Annotated in this window: 13 protein-coding genes; 4 read left to right on the forward strand and 9 right to left on the reverse strand. The window is 75.1% G+C overall.

Annotation, left to right across the window (positions count from 1 at the left end):
- Window positions 1–64 precede the first annotated feature (64 nt).
- From ABZ457_RS02085 to ABZ457_RS02100, 4 genes are all read right to left on the reverse strand, one after another.
- Window positions 65–874 (reverse strand): PepSY domain-containing protein, encoded by an 810-nt coding sequence (locus ABZ457_RS02085; RefSeq protein ID WP_359152868.1) that lies wholly within the window; start codon window positions 872–874, stop codon window positions 65–67.
- A gap of 168 nt (window positions 875–1042) precedes the next feature.
- Window positions 1043–3757 (reverse strand): aconitate hydratase AcnA, encoded by a 2715-nt coding sequence (gene acnA, locus ABZ457_RS02090; RefSeq protein ID WP_359152870.1) that lies wholly within the window; start codon window positions 3755–3757, stop codon window positions 1043–1045.
- Between the two features lie 234 nt (window positions 3758–3991).
- Window positions 3992–5410 carry an MFS transporter gene (locus tag ABZ457_RS02095; protein ID WP_359152872.1) on the reverse strand — a complete coding sequence of 473 codons (1419 nt, stop codon included), beginning with the start codon at window positions 5408–5410 and terminating at the stop codon, window positions 3992–3994.
- On the reverse strand, window positions 5407–6003 hold the full coding sequence (locus ABZ457_RS02100; protein ID WP_359153091.1) for a TetR/AcrR family transcriptional regulator: 597 nt from the start codon (window positions 6001–6003) through the stop codon (window positions 5407–5409). Before ABZ457_RS02100 ends, ABZ457_RS02095 begins: the two co-directional genes overlap by 4 nt.
- A 275-nt stretch (window positions 6004–6278) precedes the next feature.
- Here ABZ457_RS02100 and ABZ457_RS02105 point away from each other — a divergent pair, with 275 nt between their 5' ends.
- Window positions 6279–7808: a UDP-N-acetylglucosamine 1-carboxyvinyltransferase gene (locus ABZ457_RS02105; protein WP_359152874.1), complete on the forward strand. Its 1530-nt coding sequence runs from the start codon at window positions 6279–6281 to the stop codon at window positions 7806–7808.
- 119 nt (window positions 7809–7927) lie between these two features.
- Here ABZ457_RS02105 and ABZ457_RS02110 read toward each other — a convergent pair whose 3' ends face one another.
- The 3 genes from ABZ457_RS02110 to ABZ457_RS02120 all read right to left on the reverse strand — a co-directional run bounded on the left by ABZ457_RS02110 (window position 7928) and on the right by ABZ457_RS02120 (window position 9201).
- On the reverse strand, window positions 7928–8284 hold the full coding sequence (locus ABZ457_RS02110) for a peptidoglycan-binding domain-containing protein (RefSeq protein ID WP_359152876.1): 357 nt from the start codon (window positions 8282–8284) through the stop codon (window positions 7928–7930).
- 83 nt (window positions 8285–8367) lie between these two features.
- Window positions 8368–8784 (reverse strand): peptidoglycan-binding domain-containing protein, encoded by a 417-nt coding sequence (locus ABZ457_RS02115; RefSeq protein ID WP_359152878.1) that lies wholly within the window; start codon window positions 8782–8784, stop codon window positions 8368–8370.
- A 51-nt stretch (window positions 8785–8835) separates the two neighbouring features.
- A complete protein-coding gene (locus ABZ457_RS02120) occupies window positions 8836–9201 on the reverse strand; it encodes a peptidoglycan-binding protein (RefSeq protein WP_359152880.1) in 366 nt (121 codons plus the stop codon).
- Window positions 9202–9618: 417 nt separating this feature from the next.
- Here ABZ457_RS02120 and ABZ457_RS02125 point away from each other — a divergent pair, with 417 nt between their 5' ends.
- Genes ABZ457_RS02125 through ABZ457_RS02135 form a run of 3 tightly spaced genes read left to right on the forward strand, consistent with a single transcriptional unit; the run spans window position 9619 to window position 11014 of the window.
- A complete protein-coding gene (locus tag ABZ457_RS02125; protein ID WP_359152882.1) occupies window positions 9619–10071 on the forward strand; it encodes a helix-turn-helix transcriptional regulator in 453 nt (150 codons plus the stop codon).
- A 26-nt stretch (window positions 10072–10097) separates the two neighbouring features.
- On the forward strand, window positions 10098–10448 hold the full coding sequence (locus tag ABZ457_RS02130) for a peptidoglycan-binding domain-containing protein (protein WP_359152884.1): 351 nt from the start codon (window positions 10098–10100) through the stop codon (window positions 10446–10448).
- The gene (locus ABZ457_RS02135) at window positions 10445–11014 is read left to right on the forward strand and encodes a DUF2690 domain-containing protein (RefSeq protein WP_359152886.1); all 570 of its coding nucleotides are present in this window, start codon (window positions 10445–10447) and stop codon (window positions 11012–11014) included. The genes ABZ457_RS02130 and ABZ457_RS02135 overlap by 4 nt, the downstream gene beginning before the upstream one ends.
- Window positions 11015–11053: 39 nt before the next feature.
- Here ABZ457_RS02135 and ABZ457_RS02140 read toward each other — a convergent pair whose 3' ends face one another.
- Both ABZ457_RS02140 and ABZ457_RS02145 read right to left on the reverse strand, forming a co-directional pair.
- Window positions 11054–12931, reverse strand: coding sequence for a hypothetical protein (locus ABZ457_RS02140; protein ID WP_359152888.1), 1878 nt, complete (start codon window positions 12929–12931; stop codon window positions 11054–11056).
- On the reverse strand, window positions 12928–17394 hold the full coding sequence (locus ABZ457_RS02145; RefSeq protein WP_359152890.1) for a DUF5682 family protein: 4467 nt from the start codon (window positions 17392–17394) through the stop codon (window positions 12928–12930). Before ABZ457_RS02145 ends, ABZ457_RS02140 begins: the two co-directional genes overlap by 4 nt.

The raw sequence follows: 17394 nt of genomic DNA on the forward strand, positions 1-17394 counted from the left end.
GGGATGCGGCCCCTTCGCGTCTTCGCGTCTTCGTGTCTTCGTGTCTTCGGGCCTGAGCGGGCCGTCAGTTCTCGTCGGTCTCCTCGCGGACGATCGAGCCGTCCGATGCGCTGATCTGGAAGTCGGTCTTGTTCCAGTCGGAGCCGACCACGTCGACCGCCCAGACGACCGCGTCGCCCTCGCCGTCGCCCAGTTCCACCGAGGTGACCGTGCCCTGCTGCCGGTCGGTGGCCGCCTTGGCCGCCTGCTCGGCGGTCTGGGTGGCGCCGTCGAGGAGGCGGGTGACCTCCTGCTTGTCGTTCGCGTCCTGGTCGGTCTCCTCGCGGGTCTCGATGACCCCGCCGGTGACGCCGTCGATGCGCACGATGTGGACCGTGCCGTCCTCCTCGGCGACCTCGGCGTGCCAGACCGGGGTGCCCGGCGAGGGGCTGGGCGAGCCGGTGGGGCTACCGGTGCCGGTCGGGCTAGCGGTGTCGGTGGGGCTCGCGGTGTCGGTCGGACTGGCCGTGCCCGTCGGGCTGGCGCTCGCGTCGTCATCGTCGTCGTCGAGGCCCTCCAGGTCGAGGGCGATCAGCGTGCTGCCGGACACCTCGCCGGTGGCCGTCCCGGCCGCCTCGTCCCAGGTGGTCTCGGTGGCGTCCAGGACCTGCTTGCGCTGCTGCTGGGCCGGGGTCAGATCCCCGGTCGGGGAGGCGGTCGTGGTCTGCTTCGGTACGGCGCGCGCGGCCTCGGTGGTGGCCGTGCCGCTCGCCGAGCCGTCCGCGTCCTGGCCGCAGCCGGTCAGCAGGGCGGCGACCGCGGCGGCGGTGCACAGGGCGCCGGCCGCCCTGAGAGTGCGGGAGCGGGAGGACGTGCTGTCGGTGCGTCGGGGCATGAGTCTCATGCCCGCATGACTTGCCGTTTCCCCGGGCGGTGATGTTGCCCGCCGCGCAGCGTCACCCGATCGACCGGACGGGCACCACGCGGAAGGGGGCCGCACCCCGGTGACGGGATGCGGCCCCCTGCGCGTGGTGCCGGTGGTGCCGATGGTGCCGGTGGTGCGTCAGCCGCGGATCAGGTTCCGCAGGACGTACTGCATGATGCCGCCGTTGCGGTAGTAGTCCGCCTCACCCGGGGTGTCGATACGGACGACCGCGTCGAACTCGACGCCCGTGTCGGTGGTGACCTTGACCGTGCGCGGGGTGGTGCCGTCGTTCAGCTCGGTCACGCCGGTGACGGAGAAGGTCTCCTCGCCGGTCAGGCCCAGGGAGTCGGCCGAGGCGCCCTCCGGGAACTGGAGCGGGAGGACGCCCATGCCGATGAGGTTCGAGCGGTGGATGCGCTCGTAGGACTCGGCGACGACCGCCTTGACGCCGAGGAGCGCGGTGCCCTTGGCCGCCCAGTCGCGGGACGAGCCGGAGCCGTACTCCTTGCCGGCCAGGATGACCAGCGGGGTGCCGGCGGCCTGGTAGTTCTGCGAGGCGTCGTAGATGAAGGAGACCGGGCCGCCGTCCTGGGTGAAGTCGCGGGTGTAGCCGCCCTCGGTGCCCGGCGCGATCTGGTTGCGCAGGCGGATGTTGGCGAAGGTGCCGCGGATCATGACCTCGTGGTTGCCCCGGCGCGAGCCGTAGGAGTTGAAGTCGCGGCGCTCGACGCCGTGCTCCGTGAGGTACTTGCCCGCCGGGGTGTCCGCCTTGATGGCGCCGGCCGGGGAGATGTGGTCGGTGGTGACCGAGTCGCCGAGCTTGGCGAGCACCCGGGCGCCGGAGATGTCGGTGACCGGGGTGGTCTCCATCGTCATGCCCTCGAAGTACGGGGGCTTGCGGACGTAGGTGGACTCGGTGTCCCACTCGAAGGTGTTGCCGGTCGGGATCGGCAGCGCCTGCCACTGGGCGTCGCCCGCGAAGACGTCCTGGTAGGACTTGTTGAACATGTCCTCGCCGATGGCGTTCGCCACGACGTCGTTGACCTCGGCCTCGGAGGGCCAGATGTCCTCCAGGAAGACCGGCTTGCCGTCCTGGTCGGTGCCGAGGGCGTCCTTGGTGATGTCCACCTTCATGGAGCCCGCGATGGCGTACGCGACGACCAGCGGCGGGGAGGCCAGGTAGTTCATCTTGACGTCGGGGTTGATGCGGCCCTCGAAGTTCCGGTTGCCGGAGAGGACCGAGGTGACGGCGAGGTCGTGGTCGTTGACCGCCTTGGAGACCTCCTCCGGCAGCGGGCCGGAGTTGCCGATGCAGGTGGTGCAGCCGTAGCCGACCAGGTTGAAGCCGACCTTGTCCAGGTACGGGGTCAGGCCCGCCTTGTCGAAGTAGTCGGTGACGACCTTGGAGCCCGGGGCGAGGGTGGTCTTGACCCACGGCTTGCGGGTCAGGCCCTTCTCGACCGCCTTCTTGGCCACCAGGGCGGCGGCGACCATGACGTACGGGTTCGAGGTGTTGGTGCAGGAGGTGATCGCGGCGACGGTGACGGCGCCGTGGTCGATCTCGTAGGTCGAGCCGTCGGGGGCGGTCACGGTGACCGGGTTGGACGGGACGCCGTTGGTGACGGCCGGGGCGTCGGAGGCCGGGAAGGACTCCTTGCCCGCCTCGTCGACCGAGTCCACGTAGTTGCGCACATCGCTCTTGAACTGCTCGGCGGCGTTCGCGAGGACGATACGGTCCTGCGGGCGCTTCGGGCCGGCGATGGAGGGGACGACCGTGGAGAGGTCCAGCTCCAGCTTCTCGGAGAAGTCCGGCTCGGCGGCCGGGTCCAGCCAGAGGCCCTGCTCCTTGGCGTACGCCTCGACGAGGGCGACCTGCTGCTCGCTGCGGCCGGTCAGCTTCAGGTAGTTCAGCGTCTCGCCGTCGATCGGGAAGATCGCGGCGGTGGAGCCGAACTCCGGCGACATATTGCCGATGGTGGCGCGGTTGGCGAGGCTCGTGGCGGCGACGCCCTCGCCGTAGAACTCGACGAACTTGCCGACGACGCCGTGCTTGCGCAGCATCTCGGTGATCGTGAGGACGAGGTCGGTGGCGGTGGTGCCGGGGGTCAGCTCACCGGTGAGCTTGAAGCCGACGACGCGCGGGATGAGCATGGAGACCGGCTGGCCGAGCATCGCGGCCTCGGCCTCGATGCCGCCGACGCCCCAGCCGAGCACACCGAGGCCGTTGACCATGGTGGTGTGCGAGTCGGTGCCGACGAGGGTGTCCGGGTACGCCTGTCCGTTACGGACCATGACGGTGCGGGCCAGGTGCTCGATGTTCACCTGGTGGACGATGCCGGTGCCGGGCGGGACGACCTTGAACTCGTCGAAGGCGGTCTGGCCCCAGCGCAGGAACTGGTAGCGCTCGCGGTTGCGGCCGTACTCCAGCTCGACGTTCTGGCCGAAGGCGTCGGCGGTGCCGAACTTGTCGGCGATGACGGAGTGGTCGATGACCAGCTCGGCCGGGGCCAGCGGGTTGATCTTCGCCGGGTCTCCGCCGAGCTCCTTCACGGCCTCACGCATGGTGGCGAGGTCGACGACACAGGGCACGCCGGTGAAGTCCTGCATGATCACGCGGGCCGGCGTGAACTGGATCTCCTGACTGGGCTGGGCCTGGGAGTCCCAGTCGCCGAGCGCGCGGATGTGGTCGGCGGTGATGTTCGCGCCGTCCTCGGTGCGGAGCAGGTTCTCCAGGAGGACCTTGAGGCTGTAGGGGAGGCGCGCGGAGCCCTCGACCTTGTCCAGCCTGAAGATCTCGTACGACTCGTCGCCCACGCGCAGCGTGCTGCGGGCGTCGAAGCTGTTCGCCGACACGACAGTCTCCTTCATCAATGTGCGCGTACTACGTCCATGCTGCCGCCACGGGTCCTCGCCGATCCGCTAAGGTAAGGCTTAGTTAGGTAACCCTTACCGACTGGCGGCTTGCGGTACGCCTTCGGCAGATATCTCGATGTCGAGATAACTCTAGTACATGACCGCGATGTGGTCATGCCCGGACACCGGTGCGAAGCCGGTGTGACATTGGACGCGTGCGCTTTCGGCGTGCCCTCACGCCTCCCGGACCGGGGGGCGGTCCTGGTGGGCGGGGCCGGAGTGGCGGCGACCGCCGGAGCGGTTCCGTCCGCGTCCCGGCAGGGCGGACGCGGCCAGGACGCCGAGGAGCGGGAGGGCGGCGAGGAGCACCGGGACGGCGGTGAAGCCGCGGGGGGCGGTCGCCGCGAGAAGGGCGCCCGCGGTGGCGACGCCCGCGGCCGGGCCGATGCTCATCGCCGTCTGCTGGAGGCCGCCCGCGACGCCCGCGTGCTCCGTGGGGATCTGCCGGACGATCACCGCCGTGGCCGTGACCATCACCGTGGTGAAACCCGCACCGAGGCAGGCGAACCCCGCGCCGGCCTCCCACCACGGCGCCGACGCGTCGAGGCGGGACAGCAGCAGGGTGCCGAGCGCGAGCAGGCCCATCGCCGCGACGGACGTCCGCCGGTCGCCCCACCGGCGCGCGAGCCGGGGTGCGAGCGGCGCGCCGAGCACCATCGCGCACGCCACCGGCAGCGCGACCAGCCCGCTGCCCAGGGCGTCGCACCCCTGCACGTACTGGAGGAAGTACGTCGCGCAGAACAGCACGCCGAACATCGCCGCCGACGCGGCCACCAGCGCGGCGAGCGCGGGCCGCACCCCCGCCGCGCGGAGGACGGCCCGCGGGAGGAGCGGGTACGGGGCGCGGCGTTCATGCCGCGCGAACACGAGCGCGGCGAGCACTCCCGCGACGGCGGCCGCCGCCGTCGGGGCCGTCCAGCCGGTCTCGGGCACGGTGACGAGCATGTGCACGAGGGCGCCGAGGGTCGCCGCGAGCAGGGCCGCTCCGGCGAGGTCGAGACCGCCCGGGCGGGGTGTCGGGTGCGGGCCTGGCGGCGCGGCGGGAGGCGCGTCCGGGCGGGCGGCGAGGGCCGCGAGCCCCACGGCGACGGCGGGCACGGCCTGGAGGAGGAAGACCGCCCGCCAGCCGAGGTGCGCCGTCAGCGCCCCGCCCGCCAGGGGCCCCACCGCCGCCGCCAGCCCGATCGCGGCGGTGCGCAGCGCGATCGGCCGGGCCAGCCGGTCCGGCGGGAAGGCGGCGCGCAGCATGCCCAGCGTGGCGGGCTGGAGGAGTGCCCCGAAGACCCCCTGGGCGACGCGCAGTCCGATGACCCAGTCGATGCCGGGCGCCAGCCCGATCCCGGCGGCGGTCGCGCCGAAGCCCGTGATGCCGAGGGCGAACATCCGGCGGTGCCCGTACCGGTCGCCGAGGCGGCCCGCGAGGACGAGGAGGGCGGCGACGGCGATCAGATAGCCGGTGCTCGTCCACTGGACCTGGGCGAAGCCCGCGTCCAACTCCTTCTGGAGGGTGGGCTGGACGACGGTGAGCACCGTGCCGTCCATCGCGACGACCGCCGCGCCGAGGACGCTCGTGGTGAGCGCCGTGCGGCTCACCGGCGCTCCGGCGCCGGGCCGAGGTACGCGTCGAGGGCGGCACGCAGCAGGGGCCCGGTGTCGTCGGCGCCTGTCACGAGCCGCAGGCTGCCGCCGTGCCCGAGCTGGGCGATGCCGTGCAGGTTCGCCCAGAGGGCCACGGCGGCGGTGGAGGCGGGCGCCCCGGACGGGGTGCCCGCCCGGGAGACGAGGTCCGCCAGGACGCCGAAGAGCGGCAGGCTCACCTCCCGCAGACCGATTTGTCCGCTTTCGAGCAGATCGTGGCGGAACATCAGCTCGTGCATGCCCCGGTTGTCCCGGGCGAAGTCCAGGTAGGCGTGCGCGAGCCGTTCGATCCGCTCGCGCGGCCCGGCCGCGTCCACCTCGTCGCCGACGGCCCTCGCCACCCGGGCGGCGAGGGTCCCGAAACCCTCGCGGGCGATGGCCGACAGCAGCTCCCGGTGCGTCGGGAAGTGGCGGCGCGGCGCGCCGTGGGACACCCCCGCCCGGCGCGCGATCTCGCGCAGGGTCAGGGCCTGCACGCCGCCCTCAGCCACCAACTCGACTCCGGTGGCGACCAGTCGGGCCCGCAGGCCCGGTTCCTCGTCCGTCATGGAACTCATGGGGCCTGTCTAGCAAGTGCGCGTAGACACTGTCTACTCACCGCCACGCCCCCCGCCTGAGCCTCCCCCGCCCGGGCCTCCTCGCGTTGCCGGGTCCGCGCGCCGGGAGGAGCATCAATCTCGGGGCGGCGCGAGCGAGCGATGCAACTCCCCCGTCGCGAGGGGCACCAGAAGGGGCGTCGGGCGGGTGCCGCCCGACCCCGGAGGCACCACCCGAACGGGCCACCCCGCGCGTTCTCATCTCATATCTGAGATAACCTCCAGCCATGGCAGACGACTACCTCGTACGCATCGGCAAGCTCATCCGTGACGCCCGTCAGCATCGGGGCTGGACACAGAGCCAGCTCGCCGAGGCGCTCGGCACCAGCCAGAGCGCCGTCAACAGGATCGAGCGCGGTAATCAGAACATCAGCCTTGAGATGATCGCCCGCATCGGCGAGGCGCTCGACAGCGAGATCGTCTCGATCGGCTACGCCGGTCCCATGCATCTGCGCGTCGTCGGCGGACGCCGGCTCTCCGGCTCCATCGACGTCAAGACGAGTAAGAACGCCTGTGTCGCGCTGCTGTGCGGCGCGCTGCTCAACAAGGGGCGCACCGTGCTGCGCCGGGTCGCCCGGATCGAGGAGGTCTACCGTCTGCTGGAGGTCCTCAACTCGATCGGCGTCCGCACCCGCTGGATCAACGAGGGCCTGGACCTGGAGATCGTCCCGCCGGCCGAGCTGGACATGGCGTCGATGGACGCGGACGCCGCCCGGCGCACCCGGTCCATCATCATGTTCCTCGGCCCGCTGCTGCACCGGATGGACACCTTCCGCCTCCCCTACGCGGGCGGCTGCGACCTCGGCACCCGTACCATCGAGCCGCACATGATCGCGCTGCGGCGCTTCGGGCTGGACATCACCGCGACCGAGGGCATCTACCACGCGCTGGTGGACCGCTCGGTCGCGCCGGACCGCCCAATCGTGCTGACCGAGCGCGGCGACACCGTGACCGAGAACGCGCTTCTGGCCGCCGCGCGGTACGACGGCGTCACCGTCATCCGCAACGCCTCCTCCAACTACATGGTCCAGGACCTGTGCTTCTTCCTGGAGGCGCTCGGGGTGAAGGTCGAGGGCGTCGGCACGACCACCCTGACCGTGCACGGCATGCCCACCATCGACGTGGACGTGGACTACTCCCCCTCCGAGGACCCGGTCGAGGCGATGAGCCTGATCGCCGCCGCCGTCGTCACCGAGTCGGAGCTGACGATCCGCCGGGTGCCCATCGAGTTCCTGGAGATCGAGCTCGCGGTCCTGGAGGAGATGGGCCTCGACCACGACCGCTCCGGCGAGTACGCGGCGGACAACGGCCGCACCCGCCTGGTGGACCTCACCGTGCGCCCCTCCAAGCTGGAGGCGCCCATCGACAAGATCCACCCGATGCCGTTCCCGGGCCTCAACATCGACAACGTGCCCTTCTTCGCGGCCATCGCGGCCGTCGCGCAGGGCAAGACGCTGATCCACGACTGGGTCTACGACAACCGCGCCATCTATCTGACCGACCTCAACCGCCTGGGCGGCCGCCTCCAGCTCCTCGACCCGCACCGCGTCCTGGTCGAGGGTCCGACCCGCTGGCGCGCCGCCGAGATGATGTGCCCGCCGGCCCTGCGCCCCGCCGTGGTCGTCCTCCTCGCGATGATGGCCGCCGAGGGGACCTCCGTCCTCCGCAACGTCTATGTGATCAACCGGGGTTACGAGGACCTGGCGGAACGGCTGAACTCGGTGGGGGCGCAGATCGAGATCTTCCGGGACATCTGAGCACCGGGCCGGACGCCGCCGCGTCCGGGCGGCACACGTACGCACGCGGAGCAGGGCCGGGCGAATCGCCCGGCCCTGCTCCGTACCCCCGTTACCCCCGTGCCTCGCCGGGCGGTGCGTCAGCCGCCCGGGCTGCGCAGCTTGCGCCAGGTGTTCGGGCCGACGATGCCGTCGGCGGTGAGCTTCATGCGCTTCTGGAAGGCGACGACGGCCTTGCGGGTTTCGGAGCCGAAGATGCCGTCCACCGCGATCGCGGGGCGGCCGTGCCAGGTGTTGTAGCTGTTGAGCAGGCACTGGGCCTCCTCGACCTCCTTGCCCCAGCTGCCCTCGGCGATCACGGCCGTGTAGCCCGTGTACTTCCAGCAGGTGCTGTCGGCGCGGGCGTCCTGCGCGCCCACGGTGGACTGGACGGCGACCAGACCGCCGGTCAGGGCCAGGACCGTGGTGGCGGTCGCGACGGCCTTCCGGAACTTCATGGTGAGTCCTCTCATTTCGCTGTGTCGGTGCGGATCGGGACGGGGTGGGGCGGCGCGACGGGCGTCCGTCGGCCTCGGGGGCGTCAGCGGCGCAGCCAGGGCCAGGACTTGGGGCCGGGCCAGCCGTCCACGACGAGGCCGACGCCGTGCTGCTGGTTGATCAGCCGCTGGTAGCGCTTCATGGCGTCCTGCGACTGCGGACCGAAGTAGCCGTCGATGGCGCCCCGGTAGTAGCCGGCGTCCTTCAGCAGGCACTGTGCCTCGATGCCCTGGTCGGTGACCCTGTTGGCGGCCGGCACCGCGGTCATGCCCGCGTACCATCCGGCGTACCAGTAGTCGTTCACCTTCCGGATGGTGCAGTTGAAGGCGGCCGCGGCGGCGACGGACGTGTCGGTGGCGGGCGCGGCCTGCGCGGTGGTGGCGGTCAACGGCACCAGGGCGAGGGCTGTTCCGGCCGCCAGGGCGGTCAGGTGCCTGTGCGTGCGCTTGGGCGTCTTCACGATGGGTGTGCTCTCCTCGGGTGGTGGCGGTCGGGGCAGGGGCGGGGCGGGTCAGCGCTTGCCGTAGCGGAGTTCCTGCCAGGTCCGCGGGCCGACGATCCCGTCGGAGGCCGACTCGCCGATGTAGTACCACTGGAACCAGGTCACGGCCGCCTTGGTCGCGGGGCCGAAGTCCCCGTCCACGGCCAGGCGCTTGCCGCTGGCCTTCCGGTAGACCGTGGTCTCGTTGATGAGGGCCTGGATCTCCTTCACATGGAGGCCCTTGCTGCCCTGCTCGGCCCACTTGGTGCCGGTGTCGTAACCGCAGTACAGGCCCACCGTGCTGACGCCCCGGCAGGTGTCGGCGGCCGGGGCGGCGAGTGCCGCGGGGGCCGTCGCGAGCGCTCCGCCGAGGAGGACGGCGGTCCCCGCCGCCACGGCGAGCGCCCTGCGGACGCGACCGGCACGGGCGGCTGAGCGGCCGGCGCGCGGCGGGTTGCGAGGGGCGCGACCGGCGGGGAACGCGGAGGGGCGCAGGGACACGAAGGGGCTCCGTCCTGGAGGTTGATGGGTCGGTGCTCGCACCTGGGTCAGCACGGCGGCCGATGGGAGACCGGCGGCCCGCTGCCGTGGTGAGGCAAGCCTTTCCGCTCGGCGCGGCCCGCCGCAACGCCCGCCGTCCCCCTCGGGCACATCCGGGACGTCCCACGCCCTGGCCTGCTGGGACGCGCCCCGACGAGGGCCGGTGCCGGGACGTCCCGGGAGCGGTCGGGACGGACCACGGCCGCCAGGAACATCCGGTGCCGGTCGCACGTTCTCTCCGCGGAGGCCGACAGAAGGGACCGCGACTCAGTCATGGCGCCTTGGAGGGAGTTGCCCGCCTCGCTCGACCCCCAGAGCAGGCGACTCGTCACCCAGCTCCGGACGCTCAAGGACCGCGGCGGCCTCAGCCTCAGCGCCCTGGAACGCCGCACGCACTACAGCCGCTCCTCGTGGGAGCGCTATCTGAACGGCAAGAAGCTGCCGCCCGCCGACGCCGTGGAGCAACTCGCCCAAGTGGCGGGCGGGGACGTCCACCGGCTGCTCGCCCTCCACTCGCTCGCGGAGGAGTCATGGGTGCGGGGGCGTCCCCGTACGGCGGCCCCCGCGCCGGAGCCGGGAGAGGCCGCGGCGGCACCGGGGGCCCTGGAGGGTGGAACAGGGCGCGTCGGGACAGGCGGGGAGACGAGGGCGGAGGCCGTCGGGGCGGTCGGGCGGCCTCGTGCACACCTGCCCATCCGTCAGGCCCTCACCATCACACCCTGCTGACCGCCGCGCTCACCGCCGCCGGGCTCGTGCCGGCCCTCCGTGTCTGGGGCGAGCAGCGGACCGAACCGGCCGACGAGGGGCGGGGATTCACCCTGGAGCCGGGCCGGACCCACGGCTGCACGATCCACCGGCGCGACGGCAGGATCTACGCCGGGCACAGCGAGACCGAGGAATCCGTCCTGTTCCAGATCAAGACCGGCTGGGACGTGGTGGAGGCGCAGTGCCTGCTCGACCACCACGGTTACCCGGTCGGCGACATCGACGGCGCCTACGACGCGGGGACGGAACGGGCCGTCAAACGCTTCCAGGAGAACGCCCCGGACCTCGCGGTGGACGGCATCGTGGGGCCGCACACCTGGCAGGTGCTGCGCCGGTGACCGGCCGTCAGCCGCCACCGGGGACGGGTGCGCGTGGTGCGGGCCCGGGTGAGGTCGCCGCCGCGCGGCGCGCCGTGCCACCACTGCGCCTCTGGGTCCGTCCCGTCGTGGCCGGTCTGCTCCTCGGGGCGGCGGTCTCCGTGGCCGTCACCGTGCCGGGCCGGCCGTCCGGCGGCGAGCCCCGCCGGGCGGCGGACACGCCGCCCGGCTGCCGGGGCGCCGACTGCACGGGTAAGGACCCCGAGACGCAGGGCTGCACCGACGCCGGACACGAGCCGGGCACCGCAGCCGAGGGCGACCTCCCCGGCCGGGCCCGGATGGACCTCCGCCACAGCAAGGGCTGCGCCGCCGTCTGGGCCCGGGTCTGGCTCGCCGACGTGGGCACCCGGATCACGGTCAGGTCCCCGGGGGGCGACGTCCAGGAGGCCGTCGTCCAGGACCGCTACGACGCCCAGGGCTATGTCTACACCCCGATGCTCGGCGGGCTCCCCTCGGACGGCTTCGAGGCGTGCTACTTCGCGCCCCGGTCGCCGGGGAGCCCCGTGTGCTTCACGGCTCCGCGCTGACCCTCGCCCCCGTCGGCCTCAAGCGGCTCTCCGTCTGCCTCAAGCGGTTCTCCGTCCGGTCGGCTCGCGCGGTTCCCAGGCCGCCGCGCAGAGAGACTCGGCGACGGCGGCCGTGTAGCGGGCGGCGGCGAGCCAGTGGGTGGCGAAGCCGTCGGTGTCGGCGGGGAGGAGGCGGCCGAAGAGGTCGCGTCCGCGCTGGGCCGCCGAGGCGCACAGGGCGGTCAGGAGGCCGGCCGCGGTGGGCAGGCCCGCGCGGCGCAGGCGGTGGGCCTCGCCGGTGACGTCACCGAGCATGCCGAGGGCGGCGCGGCCCGCCGGGACCGTCTGTTCGACGCGGCGCTCCAGGAGGTGGAGGGGCGACTCCCCTCTGGGGCCACCGGGTTGGGGCGGGGCGGGGTGCACGGGAGCGGACGGATCGGGGAGGTCGGCGCGGCGCAGGCGGTCGAAGCCGAGGTCGATCGTGCCCTCGCCGGTGGGGTGGGTGCAGGCGAGCAGGGTGAGCCGGGGGTGGAGGGCCGGCACCAGGCGGCCGATGATCCGCAGCCTGGTCCCCGGGGCCGTGGCCAGCAGCATCAGGTTGTCCCGGTGGGCCAGCGCGGGATCGTCGTCGGCGGCCGTGAGGCGGACGGGGACCCCGCCCGCGCAGCGCGCGAGCAGGCAGGTACCGCCCGACTCCCGGACGGCCCCGAGGAGTTCGACGTCCAGGAAGAGGAGATCGCTGCCGCCGCCGGCCGGGTCCGCGTAGCGGGAGACGGACCGCAGGGCGCGGGCGGCCTGTTCGGCGGGCGGCGTGTCCCAGAGGGCGGCGAGCGGCGGCTCGGTCCAGGCCGCGCCCCGGGCGGTGACGGCCTTGACGCCCTTTCCGGCGCCGAGCCGGCCGTCCGGGGAGACGGTCGCGCCCGAGACCGCCAGGCCGGCGCGGCCCAGCTCCCGGTGGGTGAGGGCGGTGTCCCCGAGGCGCACGGCCCGGTCGGCCACGCCCAGGGCGCGCCCGGCGCCGCCGGGTGCCACGTCGCCGACCGTGCAGAGCCGTCCGTCCGGTCCGGCGACCCAGGTGCGGGCGCCGCCGTGTCCGGAGTCGGTGACCACGGGTTCGGTGAACAGGCCGTAGAGGCGCAGGGAGCCGTCCGGGCTGTACGGGCGGCGGGCCCGGCCCCGGACGGCGGCCAGCTCGGCCCCGGAGACCGTGCCCACCCGGTGCGCGGTGCCCAGGAGTTCGGCCAGGGCGGTGACCAGGTCGGTTGTGCGGTAGGACGGGTCCCCGGCGCGGGCCGCGCGCAGCAGGGTCACCACGGACAGCGCGGCGCTCGCGGGGCGCGGCAGTTGCCGGAGCCGCGCGGTGTGGGCGGCGCGCAGAAGGGCGGCCTGGGCGACGGCGCCGGCCCCGTCGACCCCGGCCTCCAGGACCGCGGCGCCCGCCGACCACAGGGCGCCGGCCACGGCGCGCTGGTCCGGGCTCGCCACCTCGGGTGGGGAGTCGGCGTCCGGGACGGCGTCCGGGGTGGGGGCGGGTTCCGTCGCGGGCGTGCCGACAGGGGCCGTCGCGGGGGTGGGGGTGGTCGGGCCGTCCGGGTGCGGGTCCACGGCGGTCGGGGCGGGTTCGGGGGCCGTTGGGGGCGGGGCCTGGTCCGCCGCGGGGGCGGCGCAGGCGGCGGCCGCGCGGTGGACGCAGGCCGGGGCGAGGAGGCAGCCGCAGCTGATGGCACCCACCGTCGCCACCACACCGCCCGGGGCGTGGAGGCGCAGCTCGGTCTCGTCGTCGACCGCGATCGTCACGGTGTCCCCGTCGCGGTGCGTGGGGCGGGCGGCGAGCTTGGTGACCGCCGCGTCCAGCCGCTTGCGCAGCCGGGGCGAGAGGTCCTCCACCAGGGTGGCCGTGACCTCCGGTGCGACGGGCGGCAACTGGGCGGCGGTCATGCGGTCTTCTCCCCTATCCAGCGGGCCAGTTCGAGTGGGCTGAGGGCCGCCACGGGCATACCGGCGGCGACGAGCTGCCCGGCGATGCCCGTCGAGTAGCGGGGCCGGCCGGCGTCGTCGAGACTCGCGCAGCCGAGGACATGGCTGCCGGTGGCCACCAGGGCCCGGACCTCGGCCAGGAGCCCGCCGAGCGGGGCGCCCTCCTCGAAGTCGCTGATCACGACGACCAGGGTGCGGCTGGGCACCGTGATCAGGCTGCGGGCGTGCCGCAGGCCGGCGGCGATGTGCGTGCCGCCGCCCACGCTGACCTCCAGCAGGAGGGAGAGAGGGTCGTGTACATGCCCGGTGAGGTCGACGACCTCCGTGGAGAAGGCCAGGAAGTGGGTGCTCAGGGTGGGCACCCCGGCCAGCACGGAGGCGGTCAGCGCGGACCAGATCGTGGACGCCTCCATGGACCCGGAGACGTCGGTGACCAGGATCAGGCGCCAGTCGGCCGACCGGCGGGCGCGGCTGCGGAACACCGGCTTCTCGGGGACGACCCGGACCGTGCCGTCCTCCGCCCGGCGGGCGGTGGCCAGGTTGGCGCGCAGGGTGCGGGGCAGGTCGAGGCGGCCGCCGGGGCGGCGGGTGGGCCGGGCCAGCACGGTGCCGGTGAGGGCGGGGCGGAGCCGGGTGGCGAGCTGCCGGGTCAGTTCGTCGACCAGGCGGCGGACCAGCGGCCGCAGCGCCGCGAGGCGCGCCTCGGGGAGGCCACCCGCGTACCGCAGGACCGTCCGCAGGAGTTCCACGGAGGGGGTGGCGGCCGCCGGGTCGAGTTCGGCGAGGACGTCCGGGCGGCCGGTCGCGGCAGCGGCGGCGAGGACCTCCTCGCGGACACCGGGGCCGAAGAGCGCGGCCAGTTCCTCGGACCACTCGCGGACGCCGGGGAACGACGGCTCGCGGCCACCCCGGCCGGAGCCGGGCGCGGGCAGGCCGCCGCGGGAGCCCTCGCCGCGGCCCGCGCCGTAGAGCTCGTCCAGGGCGGTGGCCAGCCGGGCCGCCCCGGACGGCAGTTGGTCGGGACGCCGGCCGAGGACGAGCCGCCACCGGTCGGCGGGGGCGAGGGTCAGCGCGGGGGCGTGTTCGGGAGCGGCCCCGGTGAGGGCAGCGGGGCCGGTACCGGCGGGGGCAGCGGGTTGGGGAGCGGCGCCGGTGAGGGCAGCGGCTTCGGGGGTGGTCTCGGGAGCGGCCTCGGTGGCGGGGACGGAGTCGGGCTCGGGGCCGGTCCCGGTGGGGGCGGCCTCGGTCGTGGTGGGGTGCGCCGGGGCGGCGGTGGTGGGGTCCCTGGGCGGGCACGGCGCGGTGGGCTGGGCCGAGGGCGGGGGCCGGTCGGCGTCATCCGGGGACGGGACGGGCAGGCCGAGGCCGGTCAGGAGGTCGCGGGCCGCGAGATCGGCGGCCGTGCGGCGGGCCAACTCGGCCGGGTCGTCCGCGTCGAGGCTGTCCACCCGTACGCCCAGGCGCTCCTCGATGGTGTCCAGCAGCCGGTCCCGGGCGGCCGGGCTCAGGGTGTCGAAGCCGCCGCGCAGGGCGGGCAGCCGGGCCAGGAACGCGGTGTCGTCCAGCTCGACGACCCGGTGCAGCAAGGGGTCCAGGGCGGCGACGCCGACGGTGAGGAGCGGGCCCGCCGCCGTCAGGACGCCGGTGAGGCGGGCGGTGAGGGCGGCCCGGGAGGCGCTGTCCACGGCTCCGTCCACCCAGGAGGCGACGCGCACGCCGAAGACCTCGGCCTCCTCGTGGCCCGTGAGGACCCGGACCGCTCCGGCGGCCGCGGCGATCAGCGGGGTGCCGTCGGCGGCCAGGCGGGCGAGGGCGTCGGTGAGCCGGATGCCGCCCACCCGGTCGGCGCGCTGGGCCAGTTCGAGGAGGGCGCGGGCGTCCTCGGGCTCCTCGGAGCCGGTCAGGCCGTCGACCTGGCGCACCGCCGCGGAGGTCAGGAGTTCCGCCGCGTGCGCGGTGCGGGCGGCGGCCTGGGAGGGGGCGGTCGCCAGAGGGTCGCCCGGGGTGGTGGGGGCCGACGGGTCCCGGGGGGACGCCGGGCCGGGCAGGTGGCCCGCGTCGATGCGGTCCAGGAGGTCCAGCCCGGCGAGGAGTTCAGGCAGGGTGCCGCTCGCGGGGAGTACGGCCGCCAGTTCCGTCAGCCGTTCGTCGGCGAGGGCGGGGAGCCCGCACTCGGCGGCCTCCGTCAGGCCCCGGACGACCTGGGCGGCCGTCGGGCCGCCCGCCGCGCGTTCGGCCGCGTGCCGCTGCCGCAGCACGCCCTCGGCCGCCTGCGCCGGGGTGACACCCCGGGCCCCGGCGGCGGTGAGCATCGCGGCCGTCGCCGGGGTCCAGCGCACCTGCCAGCGCGTGGTGAGCCCTTCCGAGCCCGCCGCGCCGGTCACCTCCTGCTCCTGCGCGTAGGGGATGCCGCACACCGTCAGCCTGCGCAGCAGCAGTTCGCGGCGGCGGTCCAGGGCGGAGCGCGCCGGGTCGAGCCGGAGGTCGCGCGGTGTCTTCTCGTGCGCGTCCGCCGGGCCGGGGAGGGAGAGCGCCTCGGTCTCGGCCTCCACGGCGGGGCCGAGACCGCTGCGCGGGGCGGCGGGGGCGGGTCGTCCGGTGCGGGTGCCGACGAGGACGCGTTCGAGCGCCTGGGCGACGGCGCGGCCCGTGCCGTAGGTCTCGCCGCGGCCGAGGACCGTCTGCACGGCCTCCAGGAGTTCGCCGCGGCCGGGGGCGGGCAGGTCGCGCAGCCGGGCGAGGTCTCCGGCGACCCGGACGACCTCCCGGCCGTCCGCCGGGCCGTAGGGGTGGCCCTGCTCGCGCAGGGCGGCGCAGACGCGGACGGCGGTGCGGACCAGCGCCTCGTGCAGTGCGGCCGGGTCCCCTGCGGAGTCCAGGACGGTGTGCTGCCATTCCGGGTCCCGGATGCCGGCCGGGTAGCCGGACCGGGAGTCGAGCAGGGGGTAGGTGTACGGGATCAGGGAGACGGTGCAGGGCGGGGCGTCGGTGTCCGCGGTCCCGGACGCGTCCGGGGCGGGTGTGGCGGGGGCCGTGTCCGTCGCCTCGCCGGCGGAGGGCAGCAGCGCCGGGGTGTGGAAGGCGCCCACCACCACGGCGGGCCGCCGCCCGTCCGCCAGGGCCTCGGCGACATGGGCGCGCATGCACGCCTCGCGGACGAGATCGGTGCCGTCCACCCCGCCCCGTGCCTCGGCCTCGTGCCGCAGCGCCCAGCCGGTGAGCAGGGCGGCGCGCCGGAGTGCCTCGGGTGACGAGCCGGGGGCGGGGGCCTCCACCAGCCGGTCCCACAGGTCGTCGCCGTCGCGGCCGGTGAGCCGGGACCGGAGGGCGGCGGAGAGCCCGCGGCCCTCCCCCGGTACGGGTGCCGAGTCGGCGTCCGGCGCGGGGGTGGGCGCGGGCGCGTCCGGGCCGCCCAGCGCCCAGGCCCGGTCGGCCAGGGGCAGATCGCAGGCCACCGCCGGGACCCCGTGCCGTGCCGCCCAGCGCAGGGCGACGAGTTCGGGCGAGAAGTCCGCGAACGGGTAGAAGGCGGGCCCCTGTTCGCTCGCCGCGCCCGCGCCGTCGGCGGGCACGGCGGCCAGCGCGATCGGGGCCAGGGTCTCCTCGTGGGCGAGCCAGTCCAGCCAGTGCTGGAACTCGGCCGGCAGTTCGACGAGGAGGACATCGGGGTCGGCCGCGTCCAGCAGGGCGGGGAGGGCGGCCGCGAGGGAGGGCGCGTGGTGACGCACCCCGATCAGGAACGGCAGCCGGGGCCCGGTCGCGGCGAGGGCCGCGACGGCGGCTTCCGGCGTGGCGGGGGCGGCCGCCGGGCCGACCGGGCCCACGGGGTCGACCCGGCCGGCCGGGCCGACTGGACCCACTGCCGGGGCGGTCGGGCCGACCGCCGGACCGGTCGCCGGGAGGGCGGGAGAGGCCCCGGGGGCGGGCTGTGCCTCGGCCACCGGCGAGGCCCCGGCGCCGGGCGCGTCCGCGCCCGGCGGTGCCTCGGCAGCGGGCAGCGCCGGCGACGCGCCAAGGGCAGGCGCCCCGGCGCCGGACGCCTCCCCGCCCGGTGCCGCCTCGGCGGCGGGCGAGAGACCGGTGCCGGGCGGGACGTCGCCGGCGGGCAGCGCCCGCGAGGCACCGGGACAGGGTGGTGCCTCGGCAGCGGGCGAGGCCCCGGGGGCGGGCTGCGCCTCGGTGCCGGACGGGGCCTCGGCGGTGGGTCGGGAGGCCGGCTGCGCCCCGGCGGCAGACGCCTCCCCGCCCGGTGCCGCCTCGGCGGCGGGCGAGGCGGCAAGGACAGGCGGTGCTTCCGCCCTCGGCACGGACCCGGGGCCGGGCGGGGCCCCGGGGGCGGGCAGCGCCCCCGAGGTCCTGGGCGCGTCCGCGCCCGGTGGTGCCTCGGTGGTGGGGCGGGTGGCGGGGGTGGTCGGCTGGCTCAT

The sequence above is a fragment of the Streptomyces sp. NPDC005805 genome (genome assembly GCF_040630445.1).
Classification (GTDB): domain Bacteria; phylum Actinomycetota; class Actinomycetes; order Streptomycetales; family Streptomycetaceae; genus Streptomyces.